Below are 18457 nucleotides of genomic sequence, written 5' to 3' on the forward strand. Positions count from 1 at the left end.
AGTTCAGGCCGGAACGTTAGCTCGGCCTTCCGTAACGCAGGGTTAAACTAGGAACTGGCTGTCAGTCAGCAAAAACGACCGGTCGTCGCAGGAAGGCCGGCACGTCGTCACCAAAGGCGCTGCCGCGAACAGTCTCGGCGGGTTTAGAGACAGTCTGGGCGGCGGGAGAGCGATCTTCGGATTTCTTGCGGCTGCGCGAACGGCGCGGCGCTTCGCCGGCTTGCGGCGTCGACGTCTCGGGCGCAGCGGGAATCTCGCTGACCTCGACGGCCTCGACCGGCGCGGCCTCCAGCGACTTGCGCGAGCGGCTGCGTTCGCTGCGCTCGCCGCGCCCACGGCCGCGGCTGGAGCGGCTGTCGTCGCGCGGGCGGTCCTTGATCGAGGCGAAGTCGATGTCGTCCAGCGGCAGTTCGACCGGCTCCTTCTTGATCAGCTTCAGCACCTTGTCCAACGACTTGTCGTCGGCGGGCGTCACGATCATGAAGGCCTCGCCCAGGCGTCCGGCGCGCCCGGTGCGGCCGATGCGGTGGACATAGTCGTCGGCGTGGTGCGGAACGTCATAGTTGAAGACGTGGCTGACGGCCGGGATGTCCAGGCCGCGCGCGGCGACGTCGGACGCGACCAGCAGCTTCAGCTCGCCGCTGCGGAAATCGGACAGGGTCTTCATCCGCAACGACTGGTCCAGGTCGCCGTGGATCGGCGCGGCGTTGAAGCCGTGGACCTGAAGCGACTTGGCGACGATGTCGACTTCGGACTTGCGGTTGCAGAAGACGATGCCGTTCTGGACCTCGCCGCGCTCGACCAGGGCGCGCAGGGCGGTGCGCTTGGCCTTGGGGTCCGAGGTCGGCAGGCGGGTGATGTGCTGGGTGATTGTGTCGGCGGTCGTGGCCGGGCGCGCCACCTCGATCCGGGTCGGATCCTTGAGGAATTGCTGGGTCAGGCGCGTGATCTCCGGCGGCATGGTGGCCGAGAAGAACAGGGTCTGGCGGCGCGGCGGCGTCAGCTTGAAGATGCGCTCGATGTCCGGGATGAAGCCCATGTCCAGCATCCGGTCGGCTTCGTCGACCACCATCATCTCGACGCCGGTCAGCAGCATCTTGCCGCGATCGAACAGGTCCAGCAGACGGCCCGGCGTGGCGATCAGAACGTCCACGCCCTTGTTCAAGGCGGCGACCTGGTCGCCCATGGAGACGCCGCCGATCAGCAGCACCCAGTTCAGGCGCGTGCCCTTGGCGTATTTGGCGAAGCTTTCGGCGACCTGGTCGGCCAGTTCGCGGGTCGGCGCCAGCACCACGGCGCGCGGCATCCGGGCGCGCGCGCGGCCCGAGGCCAGGCGATCGACCATGGGCAGGGTGAAGGCGGCCGTCTTGCCGGTGCCGGTCTGGGCGATGCCGAGGACGTCGCGTCCGGCCAGGGCCACCGGAATGGCTTGTTCCTGGATCGGCGTGGCGGTCGTGTAGCCGGTATCGGCGACCGCCTGAAGGGTCGTGGGCGAAAGGCCCAGCTTGGAGAATTCAGTCATGCAGTCCTGAAGGGACGGAGGATAGCGTTCGCAAACGCCTTCAGCTGACGGAACCGCCCCTCGTGGGCGAGCGGGCGGCGCGCATCGCCAGTCCTGTTCCGAGCCTGCGGCCGTATATGGAAGGCCCTACGCCTCAGTCAAGTATTTCTGTTCGGAACAGCCCGCTTGGCGCCAGCGTTTCGGCCTGTATGGTCCCGCGTCGGGACTGGGAGAGGGACGCCGAATGCGCGTAGCCGTATGGATCGCGGTGATGCTGGCTGCGCCGACAAGCGCCTGGGCGTCCAGCGGCCGCGAGGCGGACGCCATGAGCGCGGCGTTCGGCAATACCGTCGTTTCCTACTATGCCGACGGGAACTGGGTGAAACACTGGTTCGACCGCGACGGCGCCTATAGCGCCCTGTTTTCAGATGGACGCCGCCTGACCGCCCGCTGGGCGCGCGAGGGCGACAAGGTGTGTCTGAACGGGATTCGTCCGCGCATGATTCTGTCACGCTTCTGCACGCCCCTGGTCGACGCTTCGGTGGGCGAGAGCTGGCCCGGACGCGACCCTCTGGGACGCCGCGTCCGCAACGAGCTGATTGCAGGGCGGTAAGAAAAAACGCCCCCGTTCGTGAGAACGAGGGCGTTTCGTCTTATTCGGCTTCCGCAGCCTTCTTGGCGGGAGCCTTCGTTGCAGCCGGTTTCTTGGCCGCAGGCTCCTTCTTCGCCGCGGGCTTTTTCGCAGCGGCCTTCTTGGCGGGCGCCTTCTTCTTCGGCGCGGCGCCGGCCTTGGCGGCCAGCAAGGGCAGGGCGGCCTCCATCGTCATGTCTTCGGGCGCCGTGCCCTTCGGCAGGGTGGCGTTGATCTTGCCCGACTTGACGTAGGGGCCGTAGCGCCCGGCCATGACCTGAACGGCCTCGCCCGTTTCCGGGTGGGCGCCCAGCTCCTTCAGCGGCGCGGCGGCCGAGGCGCGGCCTGCACGACCCGCACGCTTTTCGGCCAGCAGGGCGACCGCGCGGTTCAGGCCGACGTCGAACACCTCTTCGATGTCCGCGACGTTGGCGTAGGTGCCCGCGTGCGCCACGAACGGCCCGTAGCGGCCCAGGCTGGCGGTGATCATCTTGCCGTCTTCGGGGTGCGGACCCACGTCGCGCGGCAGGCTGAGCAGGCGCAGCGCCTTCTCCAGATCGATCGATGCCGGGGACCAGCCCTTGGGCAGGGACGAGCGCTTGGGCTTGTCCGCATCCGGCGGCGTGGTTTCGACATAGGGGCCGAAGCGGCCGATCTTCAGATGCACGGGCTGGCCGGTCGCCGGATCGACGCCCAGTTCGCGATCGCCGCTCTCCGCGCCGCCGTCGGCCGCGTCAGGCGAGGCCACCGGGCGGGTGTATTTGCACTCCGGATAGCGCGAGCAGCCGATGAAGGCGCCGAAGCGGCTGGTCTTCAGGCTCAGTTGCCCCTGATGGCACAGGGGGCATTCGCGCGGGTCCGAACCGTCGCCCTTGTCGGGGAAGATGTGCGGGCCCAGCGCCTCGTTCAGGTGATCCAGGATGGCCGTGGTGCGCAGTTCGCCTGCGGCCTGGGTCGCGGCGTGGAAGTCCTGCCAGAAGCGGCGCAGCAGGGTCTTCCAGTCCAGATCGCCCGCCGACACCTCGTCCAGCTGGGTCTCCAGCGCGGCGGTGAAGTCGTACTCGACCCATTTGGCGAAGAACTGCTCGAGGAAGGCCGTGACCAGCCGTCCCTTGTCCTCAGGGAAGAAGCGGTTCTTGTCCATGCGGACGTATTCGCGGTCGCGCAGGGTCGTCAGGATGGAGGCGTAGGTCGACGGGCGGCCGATGCCCAGTTCTTCCAGCTTCTTGACCAGGGTGGCTTCCGAGAAGCGCGGCGGCGGCTCGGTGAAGTGCTGGTCGGTGCGGATCGCCTCGACCTTGGCCTTGGCGCCTTCCTTCAGCGCAGGCAGGCGGCCGCCTTCGTCGTCCTCGTCCTCAGCGCCTTTCTGCCTGTCGTCGCGGCCTTCTTCATAGGCGGCGATGAAGCCGTCGAAGACCACGACCTGGCCGGTGGCGCGAAGGCCCGTCTGGCCGTCGGGCGTCTCGATCTCGACCGTGGTGCGGTCCAGACGCGCCGATTCCATCTGCGAGGCGATCATCCGCTTCCAGATCAGCTCATACAGCCGCTGCAGATCGCTATCGAGCCGCAGGGTGTCGGGGCTGCGCAGGATGTTGGTCGGACGAATGGCCTCGTGCGCTTCCTGGGCGTTCTTGGCCTTGGTCTTGTAGTAGCGCGGCTCGGCCGGGACATAGGCGGGGCCGAAGCGCTGGCCGATGGCCTCGCGCGCCTGGGCGATGCCCTCGGGCGTCACATAGACGCCGTCGGTCCGCATATAGGTGATCAGGCCGCCGGTATCGTCGACGCCTTCATACAGCTTCTGCGCCGCCTGCATGGTGCGCTGGGCGGTGAAGCCCAGCTTGCGCGCGGCTTCCTGTTGCAGGGTCGAGGTGGTGAAGGGCGGGGCGGGGGACCGTTTGGCCGGCTTCTTCTCGACCGATTTGATGGTGAAGTCGCCGCTATGGACGGCTTCGCGCGCCGCCATGGCCATGGCCTCGGACACGATGTCCAGACGCTGGACGCGCTTGCCTTCGTGCTTGACCAGACGGGCGGTGAAGGGCGGGCTGTCGGCGATCAGATCGGCCTCGATCGACCAGTATTCCTGAGCCTTGAACCGCTCGATCTCCATCTCGCGGTCGACGACGATGCGCAGGGCGACCGATTGGACACGCCCGGCCGAGCGTGCGCCCGGCAGCTTGCGCCACAGCACCGGCGACAGGTTGAAGCCTACCAGATAGTCCAGCGCCCGGCGCGCCAGATAGGCGTCCACCAGCTCCATATCCAGCTGGCGCGGGTTGGCCATGGCCTCCAGCACGGCCGACTTGGTGATGGCGTTGAAGGTGACGCGCTGGACGTCCTTGTCCTTCAGCGCCTTCTTCTTGTTCAGGATTTCCAGAACGTGCCAGCTGATCGCCTCGCCCTCACGGTCGGGGTCGGTGGCCAGGATGACGCGGTCGGAGGCCTTGGCGGCCTCGGCGATCTCCGACAGGCGTTTGGAGGCCTTGGCGTCGACCTCCCAGTGCATGGCGAAGTCATCGTCAGGCAGGACGGAGCCGTCCTTGGACGGCAGGTCGCGGACGTGGCCGTAGGAAGCCAGAACCTTATAGTCCGAGCCCAGGTACTTATTGATGGTCTTGGCCTTGGCGGGGCTCTCGACGATGACGAGATTCATGGCGCTCTATCGGGGAAAACGGGGCGCGAACGTGGTTGCGGCGGGCGCGGAAGTCAATCGGCGCGTTGAAGATGGGCAACCATTCCGGGTAACGTGAGTTTACAAGATACCTTAAGTTGTGTTCCTCTCAGACGTTCTCGGGAGGGTTGACGATGAACAAGACAGCGCAGCGACGCCGCAAGGCGGCGAGCCCTGATCTGACGGACTATCCGGTCCGCGAATACGTGGCCGCCATGGCTACGGAACTAGCCGGAATGGCCCGCTGGGACGGGGATGAGCGATTGGCCGGACTTCTTGAAAGCGCGGCGGATCTGGCCCGCCGGACGGCCCCCGCCTAGGTCGAGGCCAGACCGCCGGGCAGCAGCGTCGCCCGGCCTGCGAGGTGAAGCTCCAGCAGGGCGGCGGCCGTTTCTGCAATCGATAGCCTGGCGGCGCGCGCCAGTTCGTCGCGGCCGATGGGCGTTGGCGACAGCAGGGCCTCGACGCGGTCCAGAACTGCATCGTCGACCTGATCCGGCGATCCGGCGCCGAACGGCGAATCAGCGGGCGGTTCGCGCAGGGTCCGCAAGGACGCGAAGGCCCGCTCGATGTCCTCGATCCCCTCGCACAGGATGGCGCCTTGCCGCAGCAGTTCGTTGGGGCCTTTGGAGCGAGGGTCCAGCGGCGATCCGGGCACGGCGAAGACATCGCGGCCCTGCTCGCCCGCCAGTCGGGCGGTGATCAGGGAGCCGGAACGGATTTCGGCCTCGACCACCACCACGCCGCGCGACAGGCCCGAGATGATGCGGTTGCGGCGCGGGAAGTCGCGCGCCTGCGCTCGCGCGCCGACGGGGCTTTCCGAGACGATGCAGCCGCGCTCGACGATCTGGCGATACAGGTCGGCGTTGTCGGACGGATAGACGTCGTCCACCCCGCCGCCCAGCACCGCGACCGTGCCGGTTTCCAGCGCGCCCAGATGCGCCGCCGCATCCACCCCTCGCGCCAGACCCGAGACGACGACGTGGCCGCTTTCGCCCAGTTGCTGGGCCAGGCCGCGCGCGATGCGTTGCCCGCCCGCCGAGGCGATGCGCGCGCCGACGATGGCTATGCAGGGCCGCTGCATCAGCGACGGATCGCCCAAGGTCCAAAGCAGGGGCGGTGGCGGATCGACGGCGGCGAGCGCCTCAGGGTAGGCGGATTCGCCCCATAGGATCAGTTGGGCGCCGATGCGGGCGCCCGCCTCCAGTTCGGCCTCGACGGTTTCGGGCGCCGGGATGGAATAGCCGCTGCGCCCTCGACTGCGGATCAGGTCAGGCAGGGCGTCCAGCGCGCGTTCGGCGGACCCGAACCGTTGCAACAACTGGGAAAAGGCCACGGGGCCGACGCGGTCGGTCCGGGCGAGCCGGAGGCGGGCGAAACGCTCGGCCTCCGACAGGGGCGTCACGCCTTCTTCGCCCCGATCTTGGGCTCGGCGCCCTTCAACAGGCGGCCGATGTTCTCATGGTGGCGGATGAAGATCAGCACGGCGGTGAACACCGCCATGATGAAGATGGGCTGCGGCGCCGGCAGGCCCAGCGCGGGCAGGGGCAGCAGGGCGTAGAGCGGCGTCAGCGCGGCCGCCACCAGAGCCGACAGCGAGGAATAGCGCAGAGCGAAGGCCATGATCAGCCAGGTCGCCGCCGCCAGCAGGCCCAGAGGCCAGCACGCGGCCAGGATCAGGCCGAAGAAGGTCGCCACCCCCTTGCCGCCCTTGAACCCCAGCCAGACAGGGAACAGGTGGCCCAGGAAGGCCGCGCCGCCGGCGATGGCGCCCGCCGCGTCGCTGCCCAGCAGATGCCGCGCGATCAGCAGGGCGACCGCGCCCTTGCCTGCGTCCAGGACCAGGGTGGCGATGGCCAGATCCTTGCGCCCGGTACGCAGGACGTTGGTCGCGCCGATATTGCCCGAGCCGATATTGCGCACGTCGCCCGCGCCCGCCGCGCGGGTCAGGACCACGCCGAACGGAATGGAGCCCAGCAGGTATCCGCCGACAGCCACAAGCCCGAGCGTAAGGAGCGCCGGCCCCGTCAGATCGTGCAAGTGATTCGCTCCCCTTAACGTGCGTCGTGGACGATGCGGCCCGAAACGACGGTGAGCAAGACCTTCCCTTGCAGTCGCCGCCCGTCAAAGGGCGAATTCTTCGACTTGGAGCGAAGCGTCGCGGCGTCGACCACCACCGGCGCCCCGGCGTCGAACAGCACCAGATCGGCGGGCGCGCCTTGCGACAGCTCTCCGGCCTCCAGCCCCAGCAGGGCGGCCGGGCCCTGTGTCATCGGCCGCAGCACGTCCAGCAGATCGACGCCGTATTCGTGGTGCAGCGTCAGGGCGGCGGGCAGCAGGGTCTCCAGACCCACGGCGCCCGGCTCGGCCTCGGCGAAGGGGCGGCGCTTGTTCTCGGCCGGTTCTGGACAGTGGGCCGAGGTGATGACGTCGATCAGGCCGTCGCGCACCGCCTCGACCAGGGCCTGCCGGTCGCTCTCGGCGCGCAAGGGCGGGTCCAGCCGGTAGAAGGTCCGGTAATCGCCGATGTCGATCTCGTTGAAGCACAGGTGGTTGATCGAGGCCGAGGCCGCGACCTCCAGCCCTCGCGCACGAGCGCGGGCCAGCGTCTCCAGCGCGCCCTCGGTCGATATCTGGTCGATCAGGAAACGCGCGCCGGTCTGTTCGACCAGGGCCAGGTCGCGCTCCAACTGGATGCGCTCGGCGATAGCGGGCGCGCCGGACAGGCCCAGTCGGGTCGCCAGTTCGCCCGAGGTCGCGACCGCGCCCTCCGACAGCCACGGCTCGGTCGGACGGCAGGCGATCAGGGCGTTGAACGAGGCGGCGTAGCTCATCACCCGTTGCAGGGTGCGGGTGTTGCGGATCACCCGGTCGCCGTCGGTGAAGTACAGGGCGCCCGCTTCATGCATCAGGCCGATCTCGGCCATGCGCTCGCCGTCGCGGGCTTGCGTGGCCGCGCCCGCCGCGCGGACGTGGACCAGGTCCAGCGCGGCGCCGCGCCGCTGGATGTGGTCGATCAGGGCGGGGTCGTCGATGGCCGGGTCGGTGTCGGGCTGGACGACGATGGTGGTGACGCCGCCCGCCGCCGCCGACAGGCTGGCCGACTTCAGCGTCTCCTTGGGCTCATTGCCGGGCTCGCCCGTCTTGACCCGAATGTCGATCAGGCCGGGCGCCAAACAGCGGCCCTCGGCGTCGATGATCTGCACCCCCTCCGGGCGTTGGGTGGCCTGTCCGTGGATGACCTCGACGATGCGGCCGTTCTCGATCAGGACCGCGCCGGGGCCGTCATAATCGCTGGCCGGGTCCAGCAGGCGGGCGTTGATGATAGCGATGGGCTGTTGAGAGGCGGTCATGCGGCGCCTCCCGCGCGGCGGTGGGCGAGGGCGGCCAGAACGGCCATGCGGGCGGCGACGCCCATCTCGACCTGATCCTGGATCAGGGAGACGCTCAGATCGTCGGCCACGTCGGAATCGATCTCCACGCCCCGGTTCATCGGGCCGGGGTGCATGACCTTGGCGTTCGGCGCGGCCCAGGCCAGCTTTTCGCGATCCAGACCCCAGAAGCGGAAATACTCGCGCGTCGAGGGGATCAGGGCGCCCGCCATCCGTTCCAGCTGAAGGCGCAGCATCATCACCACGTCACAACCGGCCAGACCCTCCTTCATGTCGTGGAAGACCTCGCAGCCCCAGCGGTCGGCGTCGCCGGGCACCAGCGTCGGAGGTCCGATCAGCCGCACCCGCGCGCCCATCATCTGCAGCAGGGCGACGTTCGAGCGCGCCACGCGGCTGTGGGCGATGTCGCCGCAGATGGCCACGGTCAGTCCGCCCACGTCGCCGAAGGCGCGGCGCAGAGACAGCAGGTCCAGCAGAGCCTGCGTCGGGTGCTCATGTCGTCCGTCGCCCGCGTTGACGACCGCGCAGCCGACTTTCTGCGACAGCAGGTCCACCGCGCCGGAAGAAGCGTGGCGCACCACCAGAATCTCCGGCTTCATGGCGTTCAGCGTCACGGCGGTGTCGATCAGCGTCTCGCCCTTCTTCACCGAGGACGAGGCGACCGGCATGGTCACGACATCGGCGCCCAGACGCTTGGCCGCGATCTCGAAGGAGGAACTGGTTCGCGTCGAGTTCTCGAAGAACAGGTTCACGACCGTCTGGCCGCGCATCAGGTCCACGCCCTTGGCTGACTGCCTGTTAAAGTCGACGAAGGCGTCGGCCAGGTCCAGCAAGGCCAAGGCGGCCGGCGGATGGAGGTCTCCGGCGGCGAGGAAGTGGTCGCGAGGAAACGGCGTCAGCCGTTCCTTGATGAGATCGGTGACAGGCGCAGCGTGGGTCATTGAGACGCCGTAATAGGCGGGACTCAGGCCAGATGGAATAGCAGCAGCGCCATGGGGATGCCGATCACGGAGAATACCGTCGTCGCCGCGATGATGCCGGCCATCAACGGCGCGTCGCCGCCCATCTGGCGCGCCAGCACATAGGCCGAGGCGGCGCCGGGCGCCGCGCCGCACAGCAGGGCGATTCCCTGCGCCAGTTCATCGCCGCCGTACAGGCGCGCCAACTGCCACATGGCCAGCGGCGTCACGATCATCTTGACCACCACGACGGCGCTCACCGTGACGCGGGTACGCGCCAGTTCGCGGAAGCTGAGACCTGCGCCCGCCACGATCAGACCCAGAGGCAGGGCGGCCGATCCCAGCAGTTGCAGCGTTTCGGCTACGCCCGGCGGCCTTGGCGCGCCAGAAAAATTCAGCGCCAGCCCCGCCAGACAGGCCAGAAGGATGGGATTGGACATCATCGCCCGGAACAGAGCCTTGGGCGAGGCGCCGCGCTGGTCCGCGCCCCACTTGGCCAGGACGATGACGCTCAGGATGTTGCTGACCGGGATCATGGCGGCGATGACCACGGCGGCCAGGCCGACGCCCTCCGCCCCGAACACCGCCTGCACGACCGGCAGGAAGACGAAGCTGTTCCAGCGGATCATGCCCTGGAAGACGCTGGTGTAGGCCGGGCCGCTGAGGGGCAACAGGGGCTTGGACAGGAGGGTCAGGGTCGAGACGATGATCGACACGGTGACGGCGGCGGCGCCCGCCGCGCCCGCGGCCGATCCCGACAGGTCGGCGTTCCAGATCGCCGGGATCAGGAAGCCGGGATAAAGGACATTGATGGCCAGCTTCTCGATCGGCCGCCAGGCGGCGTCAGGCAGATAGTCCGATTTCTTCAGCCCATAACCGAGCGCCAGAAGCAGGAAGACCGGCAGGACGCCCGAGAGGAGGGCCGTCATCTCAGTCGCGCAGCCGGTCCAGCGCGCCTTGCAGGATCCAGGCGGCGGCGGTGCGGTCCACCACATCGGCGCGGCGCTTGCGGGTCAGGTCCAACTCGTCGATCAGGAACCGCTCGACGGCGGTGGTCGACAGCCGCTCGTCCTGAAAGGCGACGTTGACCGGCCGGAACCGCTCCAGATTGCGGGCGAAGGCGCGGCACGACTGGGCGCGCGGCCCCTCGGTCCCGTCCATGTTCAGCGGCAGGCCGATGATCAGGGCCGAGACGTTGCGGCCGTCCATGATCTTGAACAGGCGTTCGGCGTCCTGGGTGAATTTGGTCTTGCGGATCAGCTCCAGCGGGCTGGCGATGATGCGCCCGGCGTCGGAGGCGGCGACGCCGACGGTGTTCTCGCCCAGATCCAGGCCCAGCCACGGGGTGTTGGGCGGGCAGGCGGCGGACAGTTCGGAGAGATCGAATACAGGCACGGGCGGGCGTTAGGCCCAGATGGAGCGCGTGTCAAAGCGAGGGACCTTTCCTCCGCTCATCTCGGCGTCAGCCGGGATGAGCGGAGAGGGAAAGTGACTCACACGTCGTCGTCCCCGACCGGCCCGCCTTCGTTCTCCATGCTGCGGATCGAGCGCACTTCCTTGCGCGTGAACTTCAGCCGCACGCCCAGACCGCCGTCGGTCTCGTGCAGGAAGACGGCGCCGCCTTCCTCCAGCGCGGCTTGAAGGCGGCTGCGGGCCTCGTCGCCGGGATCGACGTTCTCGCGCTCGAAGTCCGCGAGGACATCGACCGTCAGGCCGGACAGGCGGGCCACATGATCGCGCGGCCATTGCACCAGGGCGCGGGCGGCGCGGACTTGAGGGCCGGTGATCTTCATGGTCGCATCTCCTTCGATCCGCCTCTCATACTTAGGCGCTGTTGCAGCCGTCAAAAGGGGGCGTTTGGCCGCAACGGCCAGGCTCATTTCGCGCCTGCACCCAAATCCTTGTCGAAGCGGCGTCGAGAGGCTAATCCCGACCCCTTAGACTCTCATGCTTTGGAGGGCCGCATGGCCATCGACGCCGCGACGGTGCGCAAGGTTGCGCATCTCGCCCGCATCAAGACCCCCGAGGACCGCCTGGAGCCGCTGGCCCAGGAGCTGAACGGCATCCTGAAGTGGATCGAACAGCTGGACGAGGTGGACGTGCAGGGCGTCGAGCCGATGACCTCCAACGTGTCCCAGCCGCTGCGCCTGCGCGATGACATGGTCACGGACGGCGACAAGGTCGCCGACGTCCTGTCCAACGCGCCCAAGTCCGCCGACGGTTTCTTCGTCGTGCCTAAGGTCGTGGAGTAAGTCATGACCGATCTGACCAAGCTGACGTTGGCCGACGCCGTCGACGGCCTGAAGGCCAAGACCTTCTCGTCCGAAGAACTGACCCAGGCTTTCCTGACCAACATCGAGGCCTCGAACCCGACGCTGAACGCCTATGTCGAGGTGACGGCGGACAAGGCGCTGGAGCAGGCGCGTGCGTCCGACGCCCGTCTGGCCAAGGGCGAGGGCGGGGCGCTGGAAGGCGCGCCGCTGGGCATCAAGGATCTGTTCTGCACCGAGGGCGTGCAGACGACAGCCGGCTCCAACATGCTGCGCGGCTTCGTCCCGCCGTATGAATCGACCGTCACCGCCAATCTGTGGCGCGACGGGGCGGTCATGCTGGGCAAGCTGAACATGGACGAGTTCGCCATGGGCTCGTCCAACGAGACCTCGGCCTTCGGTCCGGTGAAGAACCCGTGGAAGTCCAAGGGCTCGAACGCCGACCTGACGCCGGGCGGCTCTTCCGGCGGTTCGGCCTCGGCCGTGGCGGCGGACCTGTGCCTGGCCGCGACGGCGTCCGACACCGGCGGCTCGATCCGCCAGCCCGCCGCCTTCACCGGCACCGTGGGCATCAAGCCGACCTATGGTCGCGCCAGCCGCTACGGCATGGTCGCCTTCGCCAGCTCGCTGGACCAGGCCGGGCCGATCGCCAAGACGGTCAAGGATTCGGCCCTGCTGCTGAACTCCATGTGCTCGTTCGACGCCAAGGATTCGACCAGCCTCGACATCCCGACCCCGGACTGGACCCAGTCGGTCGGCCAGTCGGTCAAGGGCCTGCGCATCGGCGTGCCCAAGGAATACGTCCTCGACGGCATGCCCGCCGAAATCCAGAAGCTGTGGGAGCAGGGCGTCGCGTGGCTGAAGGCCGCCGGTTGCGAGATCGTCGAGATCAGCCTGCCGCACACCAAATACGCCCTGCCGACCTACTACATCGTGGCCCCGGCCGAGGCGTCGTCGAACCTGGCGCGCTATGACGGGATGCGCTTCGGCCACCGCGCCGAAGAGTTCACCTCGCTGGACGACCTCTATGCGACCTCGCGCGCCGAGGGCTTCGGCAAGGAGGTTCAACGCCGCCTGACCATCGGCGCCTATGTGCTGTCGGCGGGTTTCTACGACGCCTACTACGTCAAGGCGCTGAAGGTGCGTCGCCGCATCGCCCAGGACTTCGACAATGTCTGGGGTCAGGTGGACGCCATCCTGACGCCGTCCACCCCGTCGGCCGCCTTCGCCATCGGCGACAAGCAGATCGACCCCCTGACCATGTATCTGAACGACGTCTTCACGGTGACGACCAACCTGGCCGGTCTGCCGGGCATCTCGGTCCCCGCCGGCCTCAGCGCCGACGGCCTGCCGCTGGGCTTGCAGGTCATCGGCAAGGCCCTGGACGAAGCGACCGTCTTCCAGGTCGCGGGCGCCCTCGAAGACGCGGCGGGCTTCGTCGCCAAGCCGGACCGTTGGTGGTGAGCATGACTGATAACTCCAAACTGATCCAAGGCCGCACGGGCGCTTGGGAAATCGTCATGGGTCTGGAGATCCACGCCCAGGTCGCCTCGAACGCCAAGCTGTTTTCGGGCGCGGCGGTCGGCTTCGGCGCCGGGCCGAACGAGCAGGTGTCGCTGGTCGACGCAGGCTTCCCCGGCATGTTGCCGACCCTGAACAAATACTGCGTCGAGCAGGCGGTGAAGTCGGGCCTGGGCCTGCGCGCCGAGATCAATCTGAAGAGCCAGTTCGACCGCAAGAACTACTTCTATCCCGACCTGCCGACCGGCTATCAGATCAGCCAGCTGTATCACCCCATCGTGGGCGAGGGCGTGGTCGAGGTCGAGGCCGAGGACGGCAGCTTCTTCAACGTCGGCATCGAGCGCCTGCACCTGGAACAGGACGCGGGCAAGCTGATCCACGACCTGTCGCCGACCGAGTCCTACGTCGACCTGAACCGTGCGGGCACGGCGCTGATGGAGATCGTCTCGCGCCCCGACATCCGCACGCCGGAAGAAGCGGTCGCCTACGTCAAGAAGATCCGGACCATCCTGATCTACCTCGGCACGTGCGACGGCGACATGGAGAAGGGCAATCTGCGCGCCGATGTGAACGTGTCGGTCTGCCGCGCCGGGAACTACGGCAAGTTCAAGGAAACAGGCGACTTCAGCTTCCTGGGGACGCGCTGCGAGATCAAGAACGTCAATAGCTTCCGCTTCATTTCTCAGGCGATCCAGTATGAGGCGCGCCGCCAGATCGAGATCCTCGAAGACGGCGGTTCGATCACGCAGGAGACCCGCCTGTTCGACGCGGTGAAGGGTGAAACTCGCTCCATGCGCTCCAAGGAAGAGGCGCAGGACTATCGCTACTTCCCCGACCCCGACCTGCTGCCGCTGGTGCTGGAACAGGCCTGGATCGACGAGATCAAGGCCGGCCTGCCGGAACTGCCGGACGACAAGCGTCGCCGCTTCATGAGCGAGTACGGCCTGTCGCAATACGACGCGGGCGTGCTGATCTCGGAACAGGCCAAGGCCGACTATTTCGAGGCCGCCGCGAAAGGTCGCGACGCCAAGCTGGTGTCCAACTGGGTGACGAACGAGGTCTCCGCCCGGCTGGCTGCGGAGAGCAAGGACTTCAGCGACAACCCGCTGCCCGCCGCCCATGTGGCCCAACTGGTCGAGCTGATCGAGACGAACGTCATCTCGTCCAAGATCGCCAAGGAGGTCTTCGACCACGTCTGGAACGGCGAAGGCTCGCCCGCCGAGGTGGTCGAAAAGCACGGCCTGAAGCAGGTCACGGATACCGGCGCCATCGAGAAGGCGGTGGACGAGATCATCGCCGCTAACCCTGACAAGGCCGCCGCCGTCGCCGAAAAGCCCCAGGCCATCGGCTGGTTCGTCGGCCAGGTCATGAAGGCCACCGGCGGCAAGGCCAACCCGGCTGCGGTGAACGACATCCTTAAATCAAAGCTGGGGCTTTGATTTAAGGTTTGTTCTTGGGGGCTGCGGCCCCCAAACCCCCGGCTGGTCGCTAACGCTCGCGACGCGGTCGCTCGCTGCTTGAGCGACACCTAGGCTGCGTTGGAGCCTTCTGACCGCAGCACGAAAAAGGCCCCGGAGATCGCTCTTCGGGGCCTTCCTGTTTTGCGCTACCAGCGCCAGGCGTCGCGGACGACCTCGATGATGTAGCCGTCGTAGTCGTCGATCAGATAGATCGCGTTGTCGACATAGACCCACCGCGTGCCCGGAGGCGGATAGCCCAGGCCGTAGGTGCGCCAGTCGTTCACCTGATAGCGCCAGAAGATGTCCGGCAGGTACTGGCCGACGTAATACTGCCGGTTCCAATAGCTGCGCGGCACGCTGTAGTAGCCGTAGCCGGGGGCGAAATAGAAGCCGATGCGCACGCCGTTCCAGCCCCGGAAGCGTTGGTCATGACGCCACCAGTCGCTGCGATGACGGCGATCCCAGTCCCGGCGCCACTGGTCGCGGTTCCAGCGGTTGTGGAATTCGCGATAGTCGCGATCCCGATTTCCGTTCCAGCCGGGGCGGTTCGGCCGATTGGGCCGATTGGCGTCGGGACGGCCGGGACGGTTCCAATCCGGCCGGTTCGGTCGATTGGCGTCTGGTCGGTTCGGACGGTTCCAGTCGGGGCGGTCCGGTCGGTTGGCGCCGGGACGATCAGGACGATCCGGTCTCGACTGGTCGGGACGGTTGGGCCGGTTCGGGCGGTCGGGTCGTCCCGGCCGATCCGGCTGGTTGGGTCGATTCCAGTCGGGGCGATTGGGTCGGTCCGGTCGATCCGGGCGGTTGGGACGTTGCGCTTCCGGACGAGACGGACGATCCGGCCTTGATGAGTCGGGACGCTGACCCGTCGGGCGTTGAGGCCGTTGGCCGTCCGGCCGTGCTTGAGGCCGCGTTTGATCGGGGCGTGATTGCGGGCGAGGCGAATTCTGGCGGGGCGCTTCCTGGCGCTCGCGCGGGCGCACGGCCATGTCGCCGCGTTCACGTTGCGGCGCGGCGCGACGTTCGGCGCGGCGCGGGCTGTCTCCGCGCGTTTGAGCACGGTGCTCGGGCCGGTCCTGGGCCAGGACGGACAGAGGTGCTGCGGCGGGCACGAGGAAGGCGGAGACCGCCGCGAACATGAGAAGGGAACGTTTCATGGTCAAAGTCCTCGCACGCCCAGATTGGGCGGCTTGGGAGGAAAATGCACGAGGGCCCATGAACTGCGGCTGAACGTCGATCACAGAGCATTGTCATGAAAAAAGCCCCGCAAGACAGGATCTTGCGGGGCGGAAAAGACAGCAGGCGCTGCCTTAATAGACGTTGTTCATCACACTGGCGATCAGGCCGGTCGCGACAGCGATCATCAGGATGTCGTTGCCGGCGTGGACATAGCGATAACCGCGCGGCGCCGGGCGCAGGCCATAGAAGTAGGGGTCGCTGACGTAGTAGTTGCGATAGGCCGACGGCAGGTAGCCGCCCGTGCGCCAGCGATAGCCGTAGTAGCGCGGCTCGACCCGATAATAGCCATGGCCGGGGGCGTACCAGTAGCCGTTCCGGGCGCCGCGATAGTCGCGGAATTCCGGCCGCCCGCGCCACCAGTCGCGATTGTCGCGACTCCAGCGGTCATGGCGGCGTTGGTCCTGGCGCCAGTCGCGACGGTCGTGGCGGCGGTCCTGACGCCATTCGCGTCGGTCTTGACGCCATTCACGCCGGTCATCCCGACGGTCCTGACGCCATTCGCGGCGATCGTCACGGCGATCCTGACGCCACTCACGGCGATCGTGTCGATCCTGGGCCTGCGCCATCATGGGAGCGGCCGTGGTCGCCAGCGCCAGGGCGATGACGGCGGCCTTGGTGAGGCGGTTCATATTCAACTCCATTCGAAGCGGCGAAACCCTGTCTGAAGGCCAGCTTCGGCGTCTTCGAATGAATGGCGCCTGAACCGCGCTTTCAGCTTGCGCATCGCGCCGCGCGCGGGAGGAAGGCGCGTTAACGCTAATTTCAAACCGCCGGTATTTGAATGCGTTTCCGAGGGCGGCGCAGAAGGTGCTGCTCAGGAGGGACCAAGCGATGAACGCCCACGAAACGGCGCACGAACCGACGGACCGCACGGTCTTGCCGTTGCCGACGCCGGACATGGACGGCGATGCCCTGTTCCGGTTGGGCCTGGCCTATTCGGCCGGCCTGGACGGATGCCCCATCGACCGGGTGTCGGCTCACATGATCTTCAACCTGGCGGCCATGAAGGGGTCGCTCGAGGCGAGGGGATACCGCCGCGACCTCAGCCAGGAGATGGAGCACGACGAGATCGCGGAAGCCCAGCGCGCCGCGCGGCGCTGGATCGACGCGGGCTCATCGTCTCTGGCGGCCTGACCTTTGGCGGCCTGAGAAGCCTTTCGGCGTCTGGACCGGGCGGCGGCGGCGGGGTATGCACCCGGCGAGTTCCCCGTCCGAAGGATTCCGTCCATGCTCGCTCGCATCTACCGCCCGGCCAAGACCGCGATGCAGTCCGGCAAGGCCAAGACGCGCGACTGGCGTCTGGAGTTCGAGCCGGCTTCGGCCCGCACGATCGATCCGCTGATGGGCTGGACCAGTTCGACCGACATGAACGGCCAGGTCCGCCTGTCCTTCGACACCAGGGAAGAGGCGATCGAGTACGCCGAACGCCACGGCATCCCCTTCCGCCTGCATGAGCCGAACGAGGCGCCGGTCATCATCAAGGCCTACGCCGACAACTTCGCCACCAACCGCAAGCAGTCCTGGACCCACTGAGTCCGACTGCGGCCCCCCGGCGCCCTTAGCTCAACCGGATAGAGCACCCGCCTTCTAAGCGGACGGTTGCAGGTTCGAGTCCTGCAGGGCGCGCCACGCCTCCAGACCCTTCTCGAGATCGGCGACCAGGTCGGCGGGGTCTTCCAATCCGATATGCAGGCGCAGCAACTGGCCGGGCAGGTCGGGCGCGTGTTCGCGATAGGCCAGTTGCGGGGTCTCAAAGGTGATCAGGCTTTCGAAGCCGCCCCAGGAATAGCCCATGCCGAACAGGCTGAGCGCGCGCATGAAGGCGTGGGCGGCCGCCGTGTCGCCGCCCTTCATGATCACGCCCATCAAGGAGGCGGCGCCCTCGAAATCGCGTCGCCACAGGTCATGGCCGATCGAGCCGGCCAGGGGCGGATAAAGGACGTCGGCGACCTCTGGCCGCGCCTTCAGCCATTGGGCGATCTCCAGAGCCGAGCGGGCCTGGGCTTCATAGCGCAAGGGCAGGGTGCGGACGCCCCGCACCGCCAGCCAGGCGTCATCCGGCGATACGTGCCAGCCCATGTCTTCGATGGCGTGGGCGATGGCGCGAACGATCTCGGGCGCGCACGCCGCGATGCCGCCCATCAGCAGGTCGGAATGGCCGCCGACGTATTTGGTCAGGGCCTGGACGCTGACGTCGACGCCGTGCGCCAGAGGGCGGAAGGCCAGCCCGGCCGCCCAGGTGTTGTCCATGACGGTCAGGACGCCGCGCTCGCGACAGGCGGCGGCCAGCGCGGGAACGTCGGTCATCTCCAAGGTCAGGGAGGCGGGCGCCTCGATCAGCACAAGCCGCGTGCGGGGCGTCAGGGCGGCCAGGACGGTCTCGATCGAGGCGTCGGCGGGGTGGAAGCGCGCGCTGATGCCGCGCGCGGCGAGATGGCGCGTCAGGAACCGGCGCGTCGGGCCGTAGACGGCGTCGGTGGTCAGCACCTCGTCGCCAGGCCGGAGCAGGGCGACCAGGGGCACGGTCACGGCGGCCAGGCCCGAAGGGACCAGGAAGGCGTCGGCGCCGCCCTCCATCTGGGCCAGCAGGGCGCGCAGTTCGCGCGCGGCGCTCGTGCCGTCGAGACCATAGACGGGTCCGTCCGAACCATCCTGCATCCGGGCCGGGTCGTCGCTCAGCATGGTCGAGGCGCGTTCGAGCGGTGGATTGACCGGGCGGCGGCCCTGGCCGCGCCGGGTGGCGCTGGCGATCAGCCGAGTTCGGTCGGAAATGGGCGGCATGGCGGCTCCGGCGGGTTGCGGTTCGGCGCCTAGAG

Annotated in this window: 19 protein-coding genes and 1 tRNA gene; 8 read left to right on the forward strand and 12 right to left on the reverse strand. The window is 67.7% G+C overall.

The genetic code is table 11. From position 1 onward, the window contains the following. Positions 1 to 61: 61 nt before the first annotated feature. Positions 62 to 1522, reverse strand: a complete 1461-nt coding sequence (locus V8J38_RS07735) for a DEAD/DEAH box helicase (RefSeq protein WP_338578528.1) — start codon at positions 1520 to 1522, stop codon at positions 62 to 64. Between the two features lie 223 nt (positions 1523 to 1745). Here V8J38_RS07735 and V8J38_RS07740 point away from each other — a divergent pair, with 223 nt between their 5' ends. Next, positions 1746 to 2114, forward strand: coding sequence for a hypothetical protein (locus V8J38_RS07740; protein WP_338578529.1), 369 nt, complete (start codon positions 1746 to 1748; stop codon positions 2112 to 2114). 40 nt (positions 2115 to 2154) lie between these two features. On the opposite strand, the gene topA is transcribed toward V8J38_RS07740, so the two are convergent. After that, positions 2155 to 4782 (reverse strand): type I DNA topoisomerase, encoded by a 2628-nt coding sequence (topA, locus tag V8J38_RS07745; protein ID WP_338578530.1) that lies wholly within the window; start codon positions 4780 to 4782, stop codon positions 2155 to 2157. Positions 4783 to 4934: 152 nt separating this feature from the next. Between topA and V8J38_RS07750 the strand changes: the two genes are divergently transcribed. Then, the gene (locus V8J38_RS07750) at positions 4935 to 5120 is read left to right on the forward strand and encodes a hypothetical protein (protein WP_291774666.1); all 186 of its coding nucleotides are present in this window, start codon (positions 4935 to 4937) and stop codon (positions 5118 to 5120) included. Here V8J38_RS07750 and dprA read toward each other — a convergent pair. The 7 genes from dprA to V8J38_RS07785 form a co-directional block, all read right to left on the reverse strand. Then, positions 5117 to 6205, reverse strand: coding sequence for a DNA-processing protein DprA (gene dprA / locus V8J38_RS07755; RefSeq protein ID WP_338578531.1), 1089 nt, complete (start codon positions 6203 to 6205; stop codon positions 5117 to 5119). The two genes, V8J38_RS07750 and dprA, sit on opposite strands and share 4 nt — an antisense overlap. Beyond that, the gene (gene plsY, locus V8J38_RS07760) at positions 6202 to 6840 is read right to left on the reverse strand and encodes a glycerol-3-phosphate 1-O-acyltransferase PlsY (RefSeq protein WP_291774673.1); all 639 of its coding nucleotides are present in this window, start codon (positions 6838 to 6840) and stop codon (positions 6202 to 6204) included. The genes dprA and plsY overlap by 4 nt, the downstream gene beginning before the upstream one ends. A gap of 14 nt (positions 6841 to 6854) precedes the next feature. After that, positions 6855 to 8153, reverse strand: coding sequence for a dihydroorotase (gene pyrC, locus V8J38_RS07765; RefSeq protein ID WP_338578532.1), 1299 nt, complete (start codon positions 8151 to 8153; stop codon positions 6855 to 6857). Next, complete coding sequence (locus V8J38_RS07770) at positions 8150 to 9133, reverse strand: aspartate carbamoyltransferase catalytic subunit (RefSeq protein ID WP_338578533.1); 984 nt, start codon at positions 9131 to 9133, stop codon at positions 8150 to 8152. Before V8J38_RS07770 ends, pyrC begins: the two co-directional genes overlap by 4 nt. Before the next feature lie 23 nt (positions 9134 to 9156). Further along, entirely contained in the window at positions 9157 to 10080 is a 924-nt protein-coding gene (locus V8J38_RS07775) for an AEC family transporter (RefSeq protein WP_338578534.1), read from the reverse strand. 1 nt (position 10081) lies between these two features. After that, the gene (ruvX, locus tag V8J38_RS07780; protein ID WP_338578535.1) at positions 10082 to 10546 is read right to left on the reverse strand and encodes a Holliday junction resolvase RuvX; all 465 of its coding nucleotides are present in this window, start codon (positions 10544 to 10546) and stop codon (positions 10082 to 10084) included. Positions 10547 to 10644: 98 nt separating this feature from the next. Beyond that, positions 10645 to 10944, reverse strand: a complete 300-nt coding sequence (locus tag V8J38_RS07785) for a DNA-binding protein (RefSeq protein WP_291774686.1) — start codon at positions 10942 to 10944, stop codon at positions 10645 to 10647. Between the two features lie 171 nt (positions 10945 to 11115). Between V8J38_RS07785 and gatC the strand changes: the two genes are divergently transcribed. From gatC to gatB, 3 genes are read left to right on the forward strand one after another with little or no spacing between them, the layout of a single operon-like run. Then, positions 11116 to 11403 carry an Asp-tRNA(Asn)/Glu-tRNA(Gln) amidotransferase subunit GatC gene (gatC, locus tag V8J38_RS07790; protein WP_338578536.1) on the forward strand — a complete coding sequence of 96 codons (288 nt, stop codon included), beginning with the start codon at positions 11116 to 11118 and terminating at the stop codon, positions 11401 to 11403. A 3-nt stretch (positions 11404 to 11406) separates the two neighbouring features. Beyond that, positions 11407 to 12885 carry an Asp-tRNA(Asn)/Glu-tRNA(Gln) amidotransferase subunit GatA gene (gatA, locus tag V8J38_RS07795; RefSeq protein ID WP_338578537.1) on the forward strand — a complete coding sequence of 493 codons (1479 nt, stop codon included), beginning with the start codon at positions 11407 to 11409 and terminating at the stop codon, positions 12883 to 12885. Positions 12886 to 12887: 2 nt separating this feature from the next. Then, positions 12888 to 14381, forward strand: a complete 1494-nt coding sequence (gatB, locus tag V8J38_RS07800) for an Asp-tRNA(Asn)/Glu-tRNA(Gln) amidotransferase subunit GatB (protein WP_338578538.1) — start codon at positions 12888 to 12890, stop codon at positions 14379 to 14381. Between the two features lie 167 nt (positions 14382 to 14548). Here gatB and V8J38_RS07805 read toward each other — a convergent pair whose 3' ends face one another. After that, positions 14549 to 15559 (reverse strand): RcnB family protein, encoded by a 1011-nt coding sequence (locus tag V8J38_RS07805; RefSeq protein ID WP_338578539.1) that lies wholly within the window; start codon positions 15557 to 15559, stop codon positions 14549 to 14551. Positions 15560 to 15712: 153 nt separating this feature from the next. Continuing rightward, entirely contained in the window at positions 15713 to 16270 is a 558-nt protein-coding gene (locus V8J38_RS07810; RefSeq protein WP_338578540.1) for an RcnB family protein, read from the reverse strand. A 202-nt stretch (positions 16271 to 16472) separates the two neighbouring features. Between V8J38_RS07810 and V8J38_RS07815 the strand changes: the two genes are divergently transcribed. The 3 genes from V8J38_RS07815 (at position 16473) to V8J38_RS07825 (ending at position 17270) form a co-directional block, all read left to right on the forward strand. Next, positions 16473 to 16775, forward strand: a complete 303-nt coding sequence (locus V8J38_RS07815; RefSeq protein WP_338578541.1) for a sel1 repeat family protein — start codon at positions 16473 to 16475, stop codon at positions 16773 to 16775. Positions 16776 to 16868: 93 nt separating this feature from the next. Then, positions 16869 to 17174 (forward strand): ETC complex I subunit, encoded by a 306-nt coding sequence (locus V8J38_RS07820; protein WP_291774706.1) that lies wholly within the window; start codon positions 16869 to 16871, stop codon positions 17172 to 17174. A gap of 19 nt (positions 17175 to 17193) precedes the next feature. Continuing rightward, positions 17194 to 17270 (forward strand) — tRNA-Arg (locus V8J38_RS07825). Here V8J38_RS07825 and metC read toward each other — a convergent pair. After that, positions 17229 to 18422, reverse strand: a complete 1194-nt coding sequence (gene metC / locus V8J38_RS07830; RefSeq protein WP_338578608.1) for a cystathionine beta-lyase — start codon at positions 18420 to 18422, stop codon at positions 17229 to 17231. The genes V8J38_RS07825 and metC overlap by 42 nt on opposite strands. Positions 18423 to 18457: the final 35 nt, after the last annotated feature.

Source organism: Brevundimonas olei (assembly GCF_037055245.1).
Taxonomy (GTDB): Bacteria; Pseudomonadota; Alphaproteobacteria; order Caulobacterales; family Caulobacteraceae; genus Brevundimonas; species Brevundimonas olei.

Bases quoted from the DNA above. Each gene is read 5' to 3' on its own strand.
- V8J38_RS07805 (WP_338578539.1), bottom strand. From the start codon at position 15,559: ATGAAACGTTCCCTTCTCATGTTCGCGGCGGTCTCCGCCTTCCTCGTG.
- V8J38_RS07820 (WP_291774706.1), top strand. From the start codon at position 16,869: ATGCTCGCTCGCATCTACCGCCCGGCCAAGACCGCGATGCAGTCCGGC.
- V8J38_RS07750 (WP_291774666.1), top strand. From the start codon at position 4,935: ATGAACAAGACAGCGCAGCGACGCCGCAAGGCGGCGAGCCCTGATCTG.
- gatA (WP_338578537.1), top strand. From the start codon at position 11,407: ATGACCGATCTGACCAAGCTGACGTTGGCCGACGCCGTCGACGGCCTG.
- V8J38_RS07815 (WP_338578541.1), top strand. From the start codon at position 16,473: ATGAACGCCCACGAAACGGCGCACGAACCGACGGACCGCACGGTCTTG.
- pyrC (WP_338578532.1), bottom strand. From the start codon at position 8,153: ATGACCGCCTCTCAACAGCCCATCGCTATCATCAACGCCCGCCTGCTG.
- V8J38_RS07735 (WP_338578528.1), bottom strand. From the start codon at position 1,522: ATGACTGAATTCTCCAAGCTGGGCCTTTCGCCCACGACCCTTCAGGCG.
- topA (WP_338578530.1), bottom strand. From the start codon at position 4,782: ATGAATCTCGTCATCGTCGAGAGCCCCGCCAAGGCCAAGACCATCAAT.
- gatB (WP_338578538.1), top strand. From the start codon at position 12,888: ATGACTGATAACTCCAAACTGATCCAAGGCCGCACGGGCGCTTGGGAA.
- V8J38_RS07740 (WP_338578529.1), top strand. From the start codon at position 1,746: ATGCGCGTAGCCGTATGGATCGCGGTGATGCTGGCTGCGCCGACAAGC.
- V8J38_RS07785 (WP_291774686.1), bottom strand. From the start codon at position 10,944: ATGAAGATCACCGGCCCTCAAGTCCGCGCCGCCCGCGCCCTGGTGCAA.
- metC (WP_338578608.1), bottom strand. From the start codon at position 18,422: ATGCCGCCCATTTCCGACCGAACTCGGCTGATCGCCAGCGCCACCCGG.
- V8J38_RS07810 (WP_338578540.1), bottom strand. From the start codon at position 16,270: ATGAACCGCCTCACCAAGGCCGCCGTCATCGCCCTGGCGCTGGCGACC.
- V8J38_RS07770 (WP_338578533.1), bottom strand. From the start codon at position 9,133: ATGACCCACGCTGCGCCTGTCACCGATCTCATCAAGGAACGGCTGACG.
- V8J38_RS07775 (WP_338578534.1), bottom strand. From the start codon at position 10,080: ATGACGGCCCTCCTCTCGGGCGTCCTGCCGGTCTTCCTGCTTCTGGCG.
- gatC (WP_338578536.1), top strand. From the start codon at position 11,116: ATGGCCATCGACGCCGCGACGGTGCGCAAGGTTGCGCATCTCGCCCGC.